This is a genomic window from Pseudomonas sp. TE3910 (assembly GCF_056279025.1).
Genome location: NZ_JBWBQN010000001.1, coordinates 2,890,074 through 2,907,096, shown reverse-complemented (window position 1 = coordinate 2,907,096; position 17,023 = coordinate 2,890,074). Strand labels below are relative to the sequence as shown.

Below are 17,023 nucleotides of genomic sequence, written 5' to 3'. Positions count from 1 at the left end.
CGTGCCATCTGCCCGCGTGTGGGGCCGCACGCCTCTCGATGGTCTGAAAAAGATGCTGGATAATAAAGCATGACCCGCTTGACGGCTAGGGCCGTCGGAGACCCTTGTAATGCCCGATCACGATGTACGCCTGCAACACTTGAATGTCTGGCTCGATGAACAACTGGCAAATCTGTTCCAGGCCCAGGGCTGGGGCGAGGTGCCGCAAGGCAGCCTGACTGCCGCCAGCAGCGATGCCAGCTTCCGCCGCTACTTTCGCTGGGAAGCCAATGGCCGCAGTTTTATCGTCATGGACGCACCGCCGCCCCAGGAAAACTGCAAGCCCTTCGTGGATATCGATCATTTGCTGGCCAGTGCCGGCATCCATGTCCCGAACATTTATGCGCAGGATCTGCAGCGTGGCTTTCTGCTGCTCAGTGATATGGGCAACCAGACTTACCTGGATGTCATTGATGCCGACAATGCCGACACCTTGTTCAATGATGCGGTTGACGCACTGTTAGCGTTCCAGCGGTTACCCATGACGGCGCCATTGCCCAGCTATGACGTCGCGCTGCTGCGCCGTGAACTGGAGTTGTTCCCTGAGTGGTATGTGGGGCGGGAGCTGGGGCTTGCCTTCAGCGAGGCGCAACACGCGGCCTGGCAGCGTGTGAGCGGTCTATTGATCGACAGTGCGCTGGATCAGCCCAAGGTACTGGTGCACCGCGACTATATGCCGCGCAACCTGATGCTCAGTACCCCGAACCCGGGCGTGCTGGATTTTCAGGATGCCGTGTATGGCCCGGTCACCTATGACATCACCTGCCTGTTCAAAGATGCGTTTCTGAGCTGGCCAGAGGCCCGCGTAGCCGGTTGGTTGCGTGATTACTGGCAGCGTGCGCAAGCCCGGGGCATCCCTGTGCAAGGCGACTTTGGCAGTTTCCACCGTGCCAGTGACCTGATGGGCGTGCAGCGCCACCTGAAGGTGATCGGCATTTTCGCGCGGATCTGCCACCGCGATGGCAAACCACGCTACCTGGGTGATGTGCCGCGTTTCTTTGCTTATATAGATGCAGTGGTTGCCCGTCGTCCGGAGCTTGCTGAACTCGGTGAGTTGATCACGCAGTTGCAGCAGGCAGCCGGAGTGCGGTCATGAAGGCAATGATCCTGGCTGCGGGAAAAGGCGAGCGCATGCGGCCGCTGACGCTGCATACCCCAAAGCCCTTGGTGCCAGTGGCGGGGGTGCCGTTGATCGAGTATCACCTGAAGGCACTGGCTGCCGCCGGGTTCAAGGATGTCGTGATCAATCACGCCTGGCTTGGCCAGCAGATTGAAGACTACCTGGGTGACGGTGCGCAGTGGGGGCTTAGCATTCAGTACTCGGCGGAAGGTGAACCACTGGAAACCGGCGGGGGTATCTACAAGGCGTTGCCACTACTGGGTGATGCGCCGTTTGCGCTGGTTAACGGCGATATCTGGACCGAGTTTGACTTCGCCCGCTTGCGTCAGCCCTTGGCGGGTTTGGCGCATTTGGTGCTGGTGGATAACCCCGGGCATCACGGCAAGGGTGATTTTCGTTTGGTCGATGGCCGGGTGCTCGACGCCGAGGCGGGGGCTGACACCCTGACCTACAGCGGTATTGCCGTGCTTGATCCGGCACTTTTTGCCGACTGCCAGCCAGGCGCGTTCAAACTGGCGCCGCTGTTGCGCCAGGCGATGACGACGGGGCAGGTGAGCGGCGAGCACTTCGCTGGCCATTGGGTGGATGTGGGCACGCTTGAGCGTCTTGCCGATGTCGAACGCATCATGACTGGCGAGCGCCGCTGAGATGTTGTGGCCGAGCACAGTGATTGGTGCTGGGGCGGGTTTCGCCATTGCCAGCATTCCTGGGGCCTTGCTGGGGGCGTTACTTGGTCAGGCGATGGACCGCCGTCTGCAGTTGCATAGCTGGGCGCACGTGCGTGAGCGCTTGGGTGGTCGCCCCGTGTTGCGTGACGATGAGGTGTTGTTCCTGCTGTTGGGGCGGCTGGCCAAGAGTGACGGCCGAGTGGTGGAGGGGCACATTCAGCAGGCACGGCAGGAAATGCAGCGCCTGGAAATGAGCGACCCGGCGCGGCGCCGTGCGATTGCAGCGTTCAACCGGGGCAAGAACGGACGGGAGCGGCTCGGGCGCTATCTGCGTCGCCTCAAGCAGCAACCGCATGCTGCCGAAGGGGTTTTGCGTGCGTGTCTGCGGATGGTCTGGGCTGATGGCCGGGCGAGCCCTCATGAACGTGAGTTGATTGTGCAATGGGGGCAGGCGTTGGGCTGGTCAGCCGCCAAGGTGAAGGCCTTGACGCAGGACTATGAACCTCAGAAAACCGCGCTGGGCAGTGCCACCCTGGCGTATCCGGATGCGCTGAAGTTGCTGGGTGTCGAGGTGGGCGCAGCGCCTGAGCAGATCAAGCGTGCTTATCGGCGCTTGTTGAGCCGTCACCACCCCGACAAATTAGTGGGTAGTGGCGCGAGCCCTGAGCGTGTGCGGGAGGCGACCGAGTACACCCGTGATCTGCATCAGGCTTACTCGGTCATCCGCACGCGGCAGGGATTTTAGTTGTCCTGGCTGGGGCTCAACCAGCCACGGACCCGGCGAAACAGGTTTTCCTGTTCGGCGTTGCGGTTACCGGGCATGGCAGTGAGGACCACCTGGTGGTAGTTGCTGCCTTTTAGCCGTTTGCTGGCTTGTAGTCGCTGCTCGGCCGCCTTTCGGGCTCGTGGCTGGTTGTAGTAGAAATCGGCCGTCGGCAGCTTCAGCCCCGGTGCCAGGGCCGTCAGGTTCTGGTCCGCAGTGGCCGGTGTTTGTGCTTCGACCATGACCAGCTTTTGTACCTGCGCCGGTTGGCGTTCATTCAGGTAGCGAGCAGCCCAGTAGGCCCCCGTGCCATGTCCGAGCAGTACAACGCTACGGGCATTCTGTTGCTGCGCGTAAGCGACGGCCGCATCCAGGCGAGCAAAAATCCGTTCGGCATCGGCGTTGCTTTGAGCTTCCGGCGTTTTTGCCGGTTCGCTGTTATCGGCACTTTCGCCTTCGGCGGCCGTGGCTTGTTCAACGCTGGCATTGGCGTCGGCAGGTGTGTCTTTGGCCGGTGCCTGCTGGCCCTCTGCGCTGGGCTCTGCGGGCTTGGCCGGTGTTTCGGCCCGGGGTTGCGGGCTGTCAGCGAGCAGGTCGGGCAGGCTCAGGCTAAGGCTGTGCCAGCCGGCATCCGGAAATTTGCGCCGTAGTGGGCCAACAGCCTTTGGCCAGTCGGCGGTTTCGCCGGCACCCGCAAGCATGATCAATGCCCCTTCCGGGTCGCCGCTATTGGCGGGCTTCCAGAGGGCCAGAAAGCTCTCGCTGCCGGCTTGCAGGGTTTGTTGTTCTTCTTTTGGGACTTGGCGCTCAAGTGCCAAGGCATCGTCCTGGCTGCGTTCGTTCAGGGCTTGGCGCTGCACAGGCGTCGGCTGTGCCTCTTTCGCCGGCTCTGGCGTTTCGCCATCTGCGGCGTTTAGGGTACAAGGTAGTATCAAGGACAGGCATAACGCAGGAAGCGTTGTGCGATTCAGTGGGAACATGGATCTATCCAGGCCAGATTATTACCGGCAGCCTAAAGGTATTTGTCCGGGACGGCCATGCTCTGAGGCCGTCCGTTCTATGACGAGATTCAAGATGAAGCGTTTGCGCTGCTTGTGGTTTATCGGCTGTTTTTGTCTGCCCTTTATCGCGTGGGCTGCAGCGGCATCGACAACGCCGCCGCTGCAGCTGGATCCGGCCCAACAGCAGTGGCTGGATGAACATCGCAGCTTGCGTGTGGGTTTGGTACTGCAAGCCCCTTATGCTCAATTCGACCGCAGGCTTCAGCAGCTTTCGGGGGTTAATGTCGAGTTGATGAACTGGCTCGGCAAGCGTTTGGGGCTGGACCTGACATGGCGTAACTATCCTGACCAGTCGGCGCTTGAGCACGCGCTGGTGGGCGGCGAAATCGATATGGCCCCAGGCCTGACCCAAACGCCTGCGGGCTTGCGCTTATGGTTGTTCAGCGACCCGTACATGCGTGTGCCGCAGCTGATTGTCGGCCCGCGTAATGGTGCCGTAGCGGTGGACCTGGAAAAGCTCAGCAGTACGGACCGCGTGGCTGTGCGCATGCCCAGTGCGGTGGCCGATTATTTGCGCAGCACCTATCCCAATTTGAATGTGCAAGGTGTGCCACTGGAGCGCCAGGCTCTACAGCTGTTGCTCACTGAACAGGCACGCTACGCGGTGGTGGATGAAGCCCAGCTCAGCCGTCTGTCTCGCGAGAACGAATTCAGCGAGCTGGCGGTGGTCGGTGATATTGGCTTGCCGCAGTTGCTGCGTATCGGCTCGCGACGTGACTGGCCGCAGTTGGCGGAAATACTTGAGCGGGGGCTGCAGGCGATTCCGCCCAAAGACCTCGAGAAACTGCACAACCGTTGGCTGCAGCCCAAGTACCCGCGCCTGAGCGAGTCGCCGGGTTTCTGGCAAAACCTGAGCCTGCTGCTGCTTGCGTTGTTGCTGAGCGCCATGGCCATTGTGCTCTGGCAGCGGCGTCAACAGCATGCGCTGGAACATAGCCTGCTCGCCGCGCGCGACAATATTGCCCAGCGTTTGGCGCGAGAACAGGCGCTGCGTTTGAGCCAGTTCTCGATTGATCAAAGTACCGTCGGCATTCTGTGGGTCAACTGGGACAGCCATGTACGTTATGCCAACCGCGCAGCCGAAGCGATGCTCGGTTATGCGTCGGGGCAGGTGGTGGAGCGCCCGTTGATCGATTTCGAGCCCAATCTGCACATGGATCGCTGGTTGACGCTGTGGAAGCGTGCGCGTTCCTGTGACGAAGCGGCGCAACGCTTTGAAACCGAATGCCTGCGCGCTGATGGCCGACTGTTGCCGGTGGATGTTTCGCTGAGCTTCCTGCGTTTTCGTGATGCCGAGTACTTGGTGGTGTTCCTGACCGATGTCACCGAGCGTCGCCGTGCATTGGCGGCGCAACAGGAAAGCGAGGCACGGCTCAAGGGGATTGCCGCCAACGTCCCGGGCCTGGTGTTTCGCCTGGAGCGGGATCCGCCTGTTGGTCTCTTGGAGTTCCCCTACATCAGTGAGGGCAGTGAGGCACTCGTTGGCTATACGCCGGCTGAAATCCAGCGCCCGCATATGGGCTTGCGCAGCCTGGTTCATCCGGATGACCGTGCCCATTATCATCAGGTCCAGGACCGAGCACTTGAGACTGACAGTGACTGGGCCTGGCAGGGGCGAATCGTTACGCGTCAGGGCGACATACGCTGGGCCGACATCAAGGCCACCGCGCGGGCACTGGGCGATGGGCGTGTGGTCTGGGACGGCATCGTGTGGGACATCACCCAGAGCAAGGTGATCGAACTGGAGTTGGCGCGCTCGCAGGAGCAATTGCGTGAGCTGTCGGCGCACCTGGAAAGCGTCCGGGAGGAAGAGAAGGCCCGCATCGCCCGCGAGGTGCATGACGAACTGGGCCAAATGCTCACCGTACTGAAACTGGAAACATCGATGTGCGAGCTTGCTTATGCCGACCTCGACCCCGGCTTGAATGAACGCTTGGCGAGCATGAAACGCCTGATTGCCCAGCTCTTTCAACTGGTGCGCGATGTAGCGACGGCATTGCGCCCGCCGATCCTCGACGCCGGGATCGCTTCGGCAATCGAATGGCAGGCGCGTCGCTTTGAGGCGCGTACGCAGATTCCTTGCCTGGTGGAGGTGCCTGAAAACGTGCCGCCCTTGAGCGATGCCAAGGCTACGGGGTTGTTTCGTATCTTGCAGGAGGCGTTGACCAATGTGATGCGCCACGCCCAGGCGCATACTGTAGAGATAAGCCTGACCGAAGATGAGCAGCAGCTATGCCTGACCATCAGTGATGACGGTATTGGTTTCGCCATGCACGATAGTCGCCCGAGTTCCTTCGGGCTGGTTGGTATGCGCGAGCGGGTGCTGATGCTGGGCGGCACCATGACACTCGACAGTGAACCGGGCGAGGGCACCAGCCTGAGCGTGCGGATTCCCTTGGATTAACACAGGAGCAGGGCCGTGATACGAGTACTGGTTGCTGAAGACCACACCATTGTGCGCGAAGGCATCAAACAATTGATCGGCCTGGCCAAGGACATGCAGGTGGTGGGCGAGGCCGCCAATGGCGAGCAGCTACTCGATACCTTGCGTCATACCGAGTGCGAAGTGGTGTTACTGGACATCTCGATGCCAGGCGTCAATGGTCTTGAGGCGATCCCGCGTATCCGGGCGCTGAACAACCCGCCGTCGATCCTGGTGCTGTCGATGCATGACGAAGCACAGATGGCTGCACGGGCGCTGAAGATTGGCGCCGCCGGCTATGCAACCAAGGACAGTGACCCTGCCTTGTTGCTGACGGCGATTCGCCGGGTGTCTTCAGGGGGGCGTTACATTGATCCCGATCTGGCAGACCGAATGGTCTTTGAGGTAGGCCTGACGGACGCTCGCCCCCTGCACTCGCTGCTATCCGAACGTGAGTTTTCGGTCTTCGAGCGCCTGGCCCAGGGTGCCAATGTCAACGACATTGCCCAGCAACTGGCCCTGAGCAACAAGACCATCAGCACGCACAAGGCGCGGCTGATGCAGAAGCTCAACGTCAACTCGCTGGCTGAGCTGGTTAAGTACGCCATGGAGCACAAGCTGCTCTGACTGTTCTGAATACGACACCTTGCGTCGGCCCATCGGGCCCTTCCCACGCTGTCCTGCCGGGGGCGGCATTGGTTGGGGGGCTCCAGTAGCGTCGGCGGATATCTAAAAACGCCATCCTTGTAGGGCAATCCCTACAACAACCCTTCCACCCGGCTGATGTCAATCTCTCTCCACCCCCGATTTGCGCTGCCTTTTGCCTTCACTAGGCTTGTGTTACGGCAGTCATCCAACAAAAAGGTACGGGTATGAGTGAGGTGAATTCGAGCGCTGCAACCGGCGAAGTGCTGGTCAGCTTCCGTGGTGTGCAGAAGAGCTACGATGGCGAGTCGCTAATCGTCAAAGACCTCAATCTGGACATTCGCAAAGGCGAGTTTCTCACCTTGTTGGGGCCTTCGGGCTCGGGCAAGACTACCAGCCTGATGATGTTGGCTGGCTTTGAGACCCCGACCGCTGGCGAGATCCAACTGGCGGGTCGCTCGATCAATAATGTACCGCCGCATAAACGCGACATCGGCATGGTGTTCCAGAACTATGCACTGTTCCCGCACATGACCGTTGCCGAGAACCTGGCGTTCCCGCTGACCGTGCGCGGCCTGAGCAAGACCGACATCAGTGAGCGGGTCAAGCGTGTGCTGAACATGGTTCAGCTCGATGCCTTCGCCCAGCGTTATCCGGGCCAGCTCTCCGGTGGTCAGCAGCAGCGTGTGGCCTTGGCCCGGGCGCTGGTGTTCGAGCCACAGCTGGTTCTGATGGACGAACCGCTCGGCGCGCTGGACAAGCAGCTGCGTGAACACATGCAGATGGAAATCAAACACCTGCACCAACGCCTTGGCGTGACCGTGGTGTATGTGACCCACGACCAAGGTGAAGCCTTGACCATGTCGGATCGGGTGGCGGTGTTCCATCAAGGCGAGATTCAGCAGATCGCCGACCCACGCACCCTCTACGAAGAGCCGAAGAACACCTTCGTTGCCAACTTCATCGGTGAGAACAACCGTATCAATGGCCGTTTGCTCAGCCAGAGCGGTGACCGTTGCCAGGTGCAACTGGCGCGTGGCGAGAAGGTTGAGGCGCTGGCGGTCAACGTCGGTCAGCCGGGCGAGCCTGTAACCCTTTCGATTCGCCCTGAGCGCGTGCGCCTCAACGGTCATAGCGAACATTGCGTCAACCGTTTCTCCGGCCGCGTGGCCGAATTCGTCTACCTGGGTGACCACGTAAGGGTGCGCCTGGAAGTCTGCGGCAAGGCCGATTTCTTCGTGAAGCAGCCGATTGCCGAACTCGACCCAGCCCTGGCTGTGGGCGATGTGGTACCGCTGGGCTGGGAGGTCGAGCACGGTCGCGCGCTCGATCCGATCCTGGAAGCCCATTGAGGTTTGCTTCACCCAACCCTGCACTGTGGAGAGAATAATAATGCTCAAGCACTTGAAGTTGACCGCCCTTTCTTTGGGCCTGTTCGCAGCAACCCAGGCCATGGCGGCGGCCGATCTGACTGTGATTTCCTTTGGTGGCGCGAATAAGGCAGCCCAGACCAAGGCGTTCTACGAGCCTTGGGAAAAGGCTGGCAACGGCAAGATTGTTGCGGGTGAGTACAACGGCGAGATGGCCAAGGTCAAAGCCATGGTCGACACCAAAAGCGTGTCCTGGAACCTGGTCGAAGTCGAATCGCCAGAGCTGGCGCGTGGTTGCGACGAAGGCATGTTCGAGGAGCTCGACCCGGCGCTGTTCGGTGATGAGTCCGACTATGTTCCCGGTGCCATTCAGCCGTGCGGTGTAGGTTTCTTCGTGTGGTCCACGGTGATGGCCTACAACGCCGACAAACTGAAATCTGCGCCAACCAGCTGGGCCGATTTCTGGGATACCAAGAAATTCCCGGGCAAGCGTGGCCTGCGCAAGGGCGCCAAGTACACCTTGGAATTCGCCTTGATGGCCGACGGTGTCGCGCCGAAGGAAGTCTACAAAGTGCTGGCGACCAAGGAAGGCCAGGATCGCGCCTTCAAGAAGCTTGATGAACTCAAGCCAAGCATCCAGTGGTGGGAAGCCGGTGCTCAGCCACCGCAGTACCTGGCCTCGGGTGACGTGGTCATGAGCTCGGCCTACAACGGTCGTATCGCCGCCGTTCAGAAAGAAAGCAACCTGAAGGTGGTGTGGAACGGCGGTATCTACGACTTCGACGCTTGGGCCATTCCAAAGGGTGCCAAAAACCTTGAAGAGGCGAAGAAGTTCATCGCCTATTCGGTCAAGCCAGAGCAGCAGAAGACCTACTCCGAAAACATCGCTTACGGTCCGGCGAATTCGAAAGCTGTCGCCCTGTTGTCTGACAGCATCAAGAAAGACATGCCGACCACCCCGGAAAACATCGCCAATCAGGTGCAAATCGACGTGGCGTTCTGGGCCGACAATAGCGAGCAACTGGAGCAACGCTTCAACGCGTGGGCAGCCAAGTAAGCCGTGCTGATGGCGCGTCACCCTTCCGGTGACGCGCCTTTTGATCAAGTTTTTCGGAGTTCGCTATGGCCATCGCAGTGCCCCTGAACGAAGGCACCGGTCCTTCCCTCAAGCGTCGCCTGGCGCATGCCGAGCGGGTCAACCGCTGGAAGGCGCAGGCATTGATCGCACCTCTGGCAGTGTTTCTGCTGCTGGTGTTTCTGGTGCCTATCGCTGCGCTGTTGTACAAGAGTGTCGGTAACCCTGAGGTGGTCAGCGGCTTGCCGCGTACCGTCGTTGCGGTCAGCGAGTGGGATGGCAAGAGCCTGCCGGCCGAGCCGGTGTACAAGGCATTGGCCGACGACCTCGCCGAATCGCGCAAGAACCAGACCTTGGGCGACCTGTCCAAGCGTTTGAACATGGAGCTGGCTGGCTACCGTAGCCTGTTGGCCAAGACTGCCCGTGCCCTTCCGTTCAAGGCCGAGCCGGCTTCTTATAAAGAAGCGCTGCAGGAGTTGGACGAGCGTTGGGGCGACCCCGCCTACTGGCAGGCGATCCGCCGTAACACCAGTAGTATCACCCCGTTCTACCTGTTGGCTTCCCTGGACCATCGTATCGACGATCTGGGCGAGCTGGCCCCGGCCACCCCTGACCAGGCGATCTACCTGGACATTTTCGCCCGTACCCTGTGGATGGGCTTCGTCATCACCGGCATCTGTCTGCTGTTGGCCTATCCGTTGGCGTATCTGCTTGCCAACCTGCCAACCCGCCAGAGCAACCTGCTGATGATCCTGGTGCTGTTGCCGTTCTGGACCTCGATCCTGGTGCGTGTTGCCGCCTGGATCGTGCTGTTGCAGTCTGGTGGTTTGATCAACAGCGCACTGATGGCGATCGGCATCATCGACAAGCCACTGGAGTTGGTGTTCAACCGGACCGGTGTGTACATCTCCATGGTGCATATCCTGCTGCCGTTCATGATCCTGCCGATTTACAGCGTGATGAAGGGCATTTCGCCGACTTACATGCGTGCAGCCATCTCGCTGGGTTGCCATCCTTTCGCCAGCTTCTGGCGGGTGTACTTCCCACAAACCTATGCGGGCGTTGGCGCAGGCTGCCTGTTGGTGTTCATCCTGGCGATCGGTTACTACATCACCCCGGCGTTGCTGGGTAGCCCGAACGACCAGATGGTCAGCTACTTCGTCGCCTTCTACACCAACACCAGTATCAACTGGGGTATGGCCACGGCGCTGGGCGGTTTGCTGTTGCTTGCCACCGTGCTGTTGTACTTGATCTATAGCTGGCTGGTCGGTTCAAGCCGCCGTCGTCTGAGCTGAGGAGCCTTTCCATGTTGAGTCCTTACATGTCGCCTATCGAGCGGGTCTGGTTCTACAGCTTGCGTATCCTCTGCGGGCTGATCCTGCTGTTCCTGGTGTTGCCGGTGCTGGTCATCATTCCACTGTCGTTCAACTCGGGCAGTTTTCTGGTCTACCCGCTGCAGGGCTTCTCGCTGCACTGGTATCAGGACTTCTTCGCTTCGGCGGAGTGGATGCGCGCACTGAAGAACAGCATCATCGTTGCGCCAGCGGCCATGGTGCTGGCAATGGTCTTCGGTACGTTGGCCTCGATTGGCCTGACCCGTGGCGACTTCCCCGGTAAATCGCTGGTGATGGCATTGGTGATTTCGCCGATGGTGGTGCCGGTGGTGATCATCGGTGTGGCCAGCTACCTGTTCTTCGCACCGCTGGGCATGGGAAACAGCTTCATTTCGCTGATCCTGGTGCATGCCGTGCTGGGTGTGCCGTTTGTGATCATCACGGTTTCGGCAACCCTGCAGGGCTTCAACCATAACCTGGTGCGTGCAGCGGCCAGCCTGGGTGCATCGCCATTGACAGCGTTCCGCCGTGTGACCCTGCCATTGATTGCACCTGGCGTCATTTCCGGAGCCTTGTTCGCCTTTGCGACCTCGTTCGACGAAGTGGTGGTCACCCTGTTCCTTGCTGGCCCGCAGCAGGCGACCTTGCCACGGCAAATGTTCAGCGGTATCCGTGAGAACCTGAGCCCGACCATTGCGGCGGCCGCGACCTTGCTGATTGCATTCTCGGTGCTCCTGCTGCTGACCCTGGAATGGTTGCGTGGGCGTAGCGAAAAACTGCGCACCCAGCAGCCGGCTTGATGCCTGTGCCCCTCAGGTGCAAAACCTGGGGGGCACGCCTTGGTACCTGTTTGTCGCTGTGATTGATACCGGTCAGCCCTTGGCCGGTCGCTTGAGCTACAATGCGCACCACCGTGATTTCTGCCCTACAGGTGCGCCATGCAGCCCTACGCTATTGCCCCCTCCATTCTCTCTGCCGATTTCGCTCGCCTGGGCGAGGAAGTCGACAATGTGCTGGAGGCCGGAGCCGACATCGTTCACTTCGATGTCATGGATAACCACTACGTCCCCAACCTGACCATCGGCCCGATGGTCTGCAGTGCGCTGCGCAAGTATGGCGTCACTGCGCCGATCGACGTGCACCTGATGGTCAGTCCGGTAGATCGCATCATTGGCGATTTCATTGAAGCCGGTGCGACGTACATCACTTTCCACCCAGAAGCTTCCCAGCACATCGACCGCTCGCTGCAACTGATCCGTGATGGTGGCTGCAAGGCGGGCCTGGTGTTCAACCCGGCAACATCGCTCGATGCCTTGAAGTACGTCATGGACAAGGTCGACATGGTCCTGTTGATGAGCGTCAACCCAGGCTTTGGTGGTCAGAAGTTCATTCCCGGCACCCTCGACAAGCTGCGTGAGGCTCGCGCGCTGATCCAGGCCAGTGGTCGCGATATCCGTCTGGAAATCGATGGCGGCGTCAACGTCAACAACATCCGCGAGATCGCTGCTGCTGGCGCTGACACCTTTGTTGCGGGCTCTGCGATCTTCAATGCGCCGGACTACCGCGAAGTCATCGCTAAAATGCATGCTGAACTGGCTTTGGCACGGCCATGAGTGGTTTCGAGCAGCTGTTCCCGGGCAGCCTGCCCAGGCTGGTAATGTTCGATCTGGATGGCACGCTGATCGACTCGGTACCGGACCTGGCGGTCGCAGTGGACCAGATGCTGCTCGAAATGGGCCGTCGTCCGGTTGGCCTTGAGGCTGTACGCCAATGGGTCGGTAACGGCGCTGCGGTACTGGTACGCCGCGCCTTGGCCGGTGGCCTGGATCACTCCGCCGTTGATGAAGACGAGGCGGAGAAGGGCCTGGAGATTTTCATGCAGGCCTATGCTGAAAGCCATGCGCTGTCGGCGGTTTACCCTGGCGTGAAGGATACGCTGCGTTGGTTGCGCAAGCAGGGCGTGGAAATGGCCCTGATCACCAACAAGCCTGAACGCTTTGTTGGCCCGTTACTGGACCAGATGAAAATCGGCCGTTATTTTCGCTGGATCATCGGCGGCGATACCTTGCCGCAGCAGAAGCCAGACCCGGCAGCGCTGATGTTCGTTATGAAAATGGCGAATGTGCTGCCAGAAAACGCGCTGTTTGTCGGTGATTCGCGCAGCGATGTGCTGGCGGCGAAGGCTGCTGGCGTCAAGTGTGTTGCACTCAGCTATGGCTATAACCATGGTCGTCCGATAGCCGAGGAGTCACCCACATTGGTGATTGATGACCTTCGTGCACTCTTGCCTGGTTGCTTAGAAGCAGACACTGAGCTAATGTCGGACGTTCAATCCCCCCCTGATAGAGATTCCATCGTGGTGGTCACCTGCAAACTCTGGATGAAAGTCATCAAGGCACTGGCCCGTTGGCGTTGGCGCGCCTGACTTCTATCTAGCCGGCTTGACCCGGCACGTTTGCTTGCCCGACCCATAGCTCCTTGCCACGAGGCTATCATGACCCGCGAAGAATTCCTGCGCCTGGCCGCAGCCGGCTACAACCGCATTCCGCTTGCCTGCGAAACCCTGGCTGACTTCGACACGCCGCTGTCCATTTACCTGAAACTGGCCGACCAGCCCAACTCCTACCTGCTCGAATCCGTGCAGGGCGGTGAAAAATGGGGGCGTTATTCCATCATTGGCTTGCCGTGCCGCACGGTGTTGCGTGTGCATGACTATCAGGTTCGCATCAGCCATGACGGTGTAGAAGTCGAGCGGCATGATGTCGACGATCCGTTGGCATTCGTCGAGGCCTTCAAAGATCGCTACAAGGTGCCGACGATCGCGGGTCTGCCGCGTTTCGACGGCGGTCTGGTGGGGTACTTTGGCTATGACTGCGTGCGCTATGTGGAAAAGCGCCTGGGCAAATGCCCGAATCCAGACCCGTTGGGTGTGCCGGATATTTTGCTGATGGTTTCCGATGCCGTCGTGGTGTTCGACAACCTGGCCAGCAAGATCCATGCGATCGTGCTGGTCGACCCGGCGCAGGAAAACGCCTACGAAGAAGGTCAGGCGCGCCTCGAGCAATTACTCGAGCAACTGCGTCAGCCGATCACGCCGCGCCGTGGCCTGGATTTCAAGGGGTTGCAGGCTGCCGAGCCCGCATTCCGCTCCAGTTTCACGCAGGACGACTACGAGCGTGCTGTCGATACCATCAAGGAGTACATCCTGGCGGGCGACTGCATGCAGGTTGTGCCGTCGCAGCGTATGTCCATTGATTTCAGTGCCGCGCCTATCGACCTGTACCGTGCGCTGCGCTGCTTCAACCCGACGCCGTACATGTACTTCTTCAACTTTGGCGACTTCCACGTCGTTGGCAGTTCGCCGGAAGTACTGGTGCGCGTCGAGGACAACCTGGTCACCGTACGTCCAATCGCCGGTACCCGTCCACGCGGTGCAACCGAAGAAGCCGACCGTGCCCTGGAAGAAGACCTGCTGTCCGATGACAAGGAGATCGCCGAGCACCTGATGCTGATTGATCTGGGGCGTAACGACACCGGTCGGGTATCCGAAACCGGCTCGGTCAAGGTCACCGAGAAAATGGTAATCGAGCGCTACTCCAATGTGATGCATATTGTCTCTAACGTTACTGGTCAACTGAAGGAAGGTCTTTCGGCCATGGATGCGCTACGCGCGATTCTTCCGGCGGGTACCTTGTCGGGTGCGCCGAAGATCCGTGCGATGGAGATCATCGACGAGCTGGAGCCGGTAAAGCGCGGCGTGTATGGCGGTGCGGTCGGTTACCTCGCCTGGAACGGCAACATGGATACCGCCATCGCGATCCGCACGGCGGTGATCAAGGACGGCGAGTTGCATGTACAGGCCGGTGGCGGCATCGTCGCCGACTCGGTGCCCGCGCTGGAATGGGAAGAAACCATCAATAAGCGCCGCGCGATGTTCCGGGCCGTAGCCTTGGCCGAGCAGACGCCACGCCAGTGAAGATGGCGCCTTTTCGGCGCAAGACAGGTATTCAGAGTCAGCAGACTCAAGAGGTTGACCAGATGTTACTGATGATCGACAACTACGACTCTTTCACCTACAACGTCGTGCAGTACCTTGGCGAGTTGGGTGCAGAGGTCAAGGTCATTCGCAATGACGAACTGACCATCGCCCAGATCGAGGCGCTCAAGCCCGAACGTATCGTTGTTTCCCCCGGCCCTTGCACCCCAACCGAAGCAGGTGTGTCGCTGGAGGCAATCAAGTATTTTGCCGGGAAATTGCCCATTCTCGGTGTCTGCCTGGGCCACCAGTCCATCGGCCAGGCCTTTGGCGGGGACGTGGTGCGTGCCCGCCAGGTGATGCACGGCAAAACCAGCCCGGTGTTCCACCGCGACCTCGGCGTATTTGCGGGCCTGAACAATCCGCTCACCGTAACCCGCTACCACTCGCTGGTGGTCAAGCGCGAAACCTTGCCGGAGTGTCTTGAGGTCACCGCCTGGACTGCGCTGGCAGATGGTTCTGTCGATGAAATCATGGGCCTGCGGCACAAGACACTGAACATCGAAGGGGTGCAGTTCCACCCTGAGTCGATCCTCACTGAACAGGGCCACGAGCTGTTCGCCAACTTCCTCAAGCAGAGCGGCGGCCACCGCTAAGGATCGAACATGGATATCAAGAGCGCGCTGGCCCGTATCGTCAGTCAGTTGGACCTCTCCACCGATGAAATGCGCGACGTCATGCGTCAGATCATGACCGGCCAATGCACCGAAGCGCAGATCGGCGCTTTCATGATGGGGCTGCGCATGAAGAGCGAGAGCATTGACGAAATCGTCGGTGCCGTCTCGGCGATGCGTGAGCTGGCGGATAAAGTTGAACTCAACACCCTTGCCGGTGTTGTCGATGTCGTCGGCACCGGCGGCGACGGCGCGAACATCTTTAATGTCTCCACTGCCTCGTCATTTGTGGTGGCAGCGGCGGGTTGCACGGTTGCCAAACATGGTAACCGTGCCGTTTCGGGCAAGAGTGGCAGTGCCGATCTGCTTGAGGCCGCCGGTATCTACCTGAACCTGACCCCGGTTCAAGTGGCTCGTTGCATTGACAGCGTTGGTATCGGCTTCATGTTTGCCCAGTCGCACCATGGGGCAATGAAGCACGCTGCTGGCCCTCGCCGTGATCTGGGGTTGCGCACCCTGTTCAACATGATTGGCCCGCTGACGAATCCTGCCGGCGTGAAGCACCAGGTGGTCGGTGTGTTTACTCAAGCGCTGTGCCGGCCGTTGGCCGAAGTGCTGCAACGCTTGGGCAGCAAACATGTACTGGTGGTGCATTCAAAGGATGGTCTGGACGAGTTCAGCCTGGCCGCGCCGACCTTTGTGGCGGAATTGAAGAACGACCAGATTACCGAGTATTGGGTCGAGCCTGAAGACCTTGGCATGAAAAGCCAGAGTCTGCATGGGTTGTCGGTTGAAAGCCCGGCGGCTTCGCTGGAGCTGATTCGCGATGCCTTGGGCCGACGCAAGACTGAAAACGGTCAGAAGGCTGCAGAAATGATCGTGCTTAATGCGGGCGCAGCACTGTATGCCGCAGACCACGCCTCTTCGCTCAAAGAGGGCGTCGCGTTGGCACATGATGCGCTGCACACCGGTCTTGCTCGTGAAAAACTCGAGGAGCTGGGTGCGTTTACCGCTGTATTCAAGCAGGAGAATGAAGGATGAGTGTGCCGACGGTTCTGGAAAAAATCCTCGCGCGCAAGGTCGAAGAAGTCGCCGAGCGCAGCGCCCGGGTGAGCCTGGCCGAACTTGAGCGTCTGGCGGCCAGCGCCGATGCGCCTCGTGGTTTTGCCAAGGCGCTGATCGAGCAGGCGGCACGCAAGCAGCCAGCGGTTATTGCTGAAATCAAGAAAGCTTCGCCGAGCAAGGGTGTCATTCGCGAGCACTTCGTTCCGGCCGACATCGCGGTCAGTTACCAGAAGGGTGGGGCAACCTGCCTGTCGGTACTGACCGACGTCGACTACTTCCAGGGCGCTGATGTGTATTTGCAGCAGGCCCGAGCGGCTTGTGCCTTGCCCGTTATCCGCAAGGATTTCATGATCGATCCTTACCAGATCGTCGAAGCGCGAGCCCTGGGTGCTGACTGCGTACTGCTGATCGTTTCCGCGTTGGACGACGTGAAGATGGCTGAGCTGGCGGCCACCGCCAAAGGTGTCGGCCTCGATGTATTGGTCGAAGTGCATGATGGTGATGAACTCGATCGGGCATTGAACGTCCTTGATACCCCGCTGGTTGGTGTCAACAACCGTAACCTGCACACCTTCGAGGTGAGCCTGGAAACGACGCTCGACCTGTTGCCACGCATTCCGCGTGATCGTCTGGCAATTACTGAAAGCGGCATTCTGACCCGTGCCGACGTCGAGTTGATGGAAATCAATGAGGTGTATTCTTTCCTGGTCGGCGAAGCGTTCATGCGCGCGGACAATCCAGGTTATGAACTGCAGCGTCTGTTCTTCCCTGAGCGTGTGCCACAGAATCTGGTTCCAGGTCTGGACTGATC

At 59.8% G+C, this 17,023-nt stretch carries 16 protein-coding genes; 15 read left to right on the top strand and 1 reads right to left on the bottom strand.

The features are described from left to right. Nucleotides 1-109: 109 nt before the first annotated feature. From ACZ9H3_RS13360 to ACZ9H3_RS13350, 3 genes are read left to right on the top strand one after another with little or no spacing between them, the layout of a single operon-like run. Nucleotides 110-1,135, top strand: a complete 1,026-nt coding sequence (locus tag ACZ9H3_RS13360) for an aminoglycoside phosphotransferase family protein (protein WP_330522817.1) — start codon at nucleotides 110-112, stop codon at nucleotides 1,133-1,135. Next, complete coding sequence (gene murU, locus ACZ9H3_RS13355) at nucleotides 1,132-1,806, top strand: N-acetylmuramate alpha-1-phosphate uridylyltransferase MurU (RefSeq protein WP_102052161.1); 675 nt, start codon at nucleotides 1,132-1,134, stop codon at nucleotides 1,804-1,806. Before ACZ9H3_RS13360 ends, murU begins: the two co-directional genes overlap by 4 nt. A 1-nt stretch (nucleotide 1,807) precedes the next feature. Next, nucleotides 1,808-2,572 (top strand): TerB family tellurite resistance protein, encoded by a 765-nt coding sequence (locus tag ACZ9H3_RS13350; protein WP_102052160.1) that lies wholly within the window; start codon nucleotides 1,808-1,810, stop codon nucleotides 2,570-2,572. Here the strand turns inward: ACZ9H3_RS13350 and ACZ9H3_RS13345 are convergent. After that, a complete protein-coding gene (locus tag ACZ9H3_RS13345) occupies nucleotides 2,569-3,570 on the bottom strand; it encodes an alpha/beta hydrolase family protein (RefSeq protein WP_476221070.1) in 1,002 nt (333 codons plus the stop codon). The genes ACZ9H3_RS13350 and ACZ9H3_RS13345 overlap by 4 nt on opposite strands. A 94-nt stretch (nucleotides 3,571-3,664) precedes the next feature. Here ACZ9H3_RS13345 and ACZ9H3_RS13340 point away from each other — a divergent pair, with 94 nt between their 5' ends. From ACZ9H3_RS13340 to trpC, 12 genes are all read left to right on the top strand, one after another. Then, entirely contained in the window at nucleotides 3,665-6,055 is a 2,391-nt protein-coding gene (locus ACZ9H3_RS13340) for a PAS domain-containing sensor histidine kinase (RefSeq protein WP_476221068.1), read from the top strand. A 15-nt stretch (nucleotides 6,056-6,070) separates the two neighbouring features. Then, nucleotides 6,071-6,700, top strand: coding sequence for a response regulator (locus ACZ9H3_RS13335; protein WP_065759023.1), 630 nt, complete (start codon nucleotides 6,071-6,073; stop codon nucleotides 6,698-6,700). A gap of 245 nt (nucleotides 6,701-6,945) precedes the next feature. Next, a complete protein-coding gene (locus ACZ9H3_RS13330; RefSeq protein WP_102052157.1) occupies nucleotides 6,946-8,070 on the top strand; it encodes an ABC transporter ATP-binding protein in 1,125 nt (374 codons plus the stop codon). 40 nt (nucleotides 8,071-8,110) lie between these two features. Then, nucleotides 8,111-9,145 (top strand): ABC transporter substrate-binding protein, encoded by a 1,035-nt coding sequence (locus ACZ9H3_RS13325; RefSeq protein WP_065759021.1) that lies wholly within the window; start codon nucleotides 8,111-8,113, stop codon nucleotides 9,143-9,145. Between the two features lie 65 nt (nucleotides 9,146-9,210). Then, the gene (locus tag ACZ9H3_RS13320; RefSeq protein ID WP_065759020.1) at nucleotides 9,211-10,458 is read left to right on the top strand and encodes an ABC transporter permease; all 1,248 of its coding nucleotides are present in this window, start codon (nucleotides 9,211-9,213) and stop codon (nucleotides 10,456-10,458) included. Between the two features lie 11 nt (nucleotides 10,459-10,469). Next, a complete protein-coding gene (locus tag ACZ9H3_RS13315) occupies nucleotides 10,470-11,297 on the top strand; it encodes an ABC transporter permease (protein ID WP_065759019.1) in 828 nt (275 codons plus the stop codon). 138 nt (nucleotides 11,298-11,435) lie between these two features. Further along, complete coding sequence (gene rpe, locus ACZ9H3_RS13310; protein WP_065759018.1) at nucleotides 11,436-12,110, top strand: ribulose-phosphate 3-epimerase; 675 nt, start codon at nucleotides 11,436-11,438, stop codon at nucleotides 12,108-12,110. Next, entirely contained in the window at nucleotides 12,107-12,922 is an 816-nt protein-coding gene (locus ACZ9H3_RS13305; protein WP_330522814.1) for a phosphoglycolate phosphatase, read from the top strand. Before rpe ends, ACZ9H3_RS13305 begins: the two co-directional genes overlap by 4 nt. A 69-nt stretch (nucleotides 12,923-12,991) precedes the next feature. After that, on the top strand, nucleotides 12,992-14,473 hold the full coding sequence (gene trpE, locus ACZ9H3_RS13300; RefSeq protein ID WP_330522813.1) for an anthranilate synthase component I: 1,482 nt from the start codon (nucleotides 12,992-12,994) through the stop codon (nucleotides 14,471-14,473). 62 nt (nucleotides 14,474-14,535) lie between these two features. Beyond that, nucleotides 14,536-15,129: an aminodeoxychorismate/anthranilate synthase component II gene (locus ACZ9H3_RS13295; RefSeq protein WP_065759050.1), complete on the top strand. Its 594-nt coding sequence runs from the start codon at nucleotides 14,536-14,538 to the stop codon at nucleotides 15,127-15,129. Nucleotides 15,130-15,138: 9 nt separating this feature from the next. Beyond that, nucleotides 15,139-16,188 carry an anthranilate phosphoribosyltransferase gene (gene trpD / locus ACZ9H3_RS13290; RefSeq protein ID WP_189396007.1) on the top strand — a complete coding sequence of 350 codons (1,050 nt, stop codon included), beginning with the start codon at nucleotides 15,139-15,141 and terminating at the stop codon, nucleotides 16,186-16,188. Continuing rightward, the gene (gene trpC / locus ACZ9H3_RS13285) at nucleotides 16,185-17,021 is read left to right on the top strand and encodes an indole-3-glycerol phosphate synthase TrpC (RefSeq protein ID WP_476221064.1); all 837 of its coding nucleotides are present in this window, start codon (nucleotides 16,185-16,187) and stop codon (nucleotides 17,019-17,021) included. The genes trpD and trpC overlap by 4 nt, the downstream gene beginning before the upstream one ends. Nucleotides 17,022-17,023: the final 2 nt, after the last annotated feature.